General features: G+C 65.6%; 1 pseudogene. It reads left to right on the top strand.

The features are described 5' to 3' along the window. Nucleotides 1-719, top strand: a pseudogene (locus ABD842_RS13705) (hypothetical protein); the annotation flags it as partial.

Below are 719 nucleotides of genomic sequence, written 5' to 3'. Positions count from 1 at the left end.
GCCAACACCATCACCGGCAACTCCGGCGACGGGATCATGGCCATGAGCGGCACCAGCGGCAACCGCTTCACCCAGAACAACACGGGCAACAACAACGGCAACGGCGTGACCGGCAACCTGGGCATCGACCTGAGCGCCAACAACACCAACGTCAACGGCGACGCCGTGACGCTGAACGCCGATGGCCGCACGGCCGCCAGCGGCGCCAACAGCCTGCTCAGCTTCCCGGTCTTCACCCAGGCGAAGGTCAGCGGCGGCAACCTGATTGTCACCGGCTACGCCCGGGCCGGGGTCCTGATCGAATTCTTCGTAGCCAGCGCTGACCCGACTAACTTCGGCGAAGGCGCTACCTACCTGTTCAGCGCTACGGAAGGCGTCAACGACGGCGACAGCCGCTTTGCCAGCTACTCCGGGGTGATCGGGGACACGGGTTCGGGCACAGGCCTGAACCAGGGCGCGGAAACCGGTGTCAACCGCTTCCAGTTCACGCTGCCCATCAGCCCGGCGCTGGCTACCAGCCTGGTGGCCAACAAGCTCACGGCCACGGCCACGGTGCCGGCAACGGTCAACGGCCTGGCCGTGGGCAACACGTCGGAGTTCTCGGGGGTCATTGCGGTCGTTAACGCCCCGCTGCCCGTCGAGCTGAGCGTGTTCACGGCCAAAGTAGCGGGCACCAATGCCCAGCTGAGCTGGAGCACGGCTTCGGAGAAAAACAACGA

The sequence above is a fragment of the Hymenobacter algoricola genome, assembly GCF_039539525.1.
Taxonomy (GTDB): domain Bacteria; phylum Bacteroidota; class Bacteroidia; order Cytophagales; family Hymenobacteraceae; genus Hymenobacter; species Hymenobacter algoricola.
This window is presented reverse-complemented; position numbering and strand designations above follow the sequence as displayed.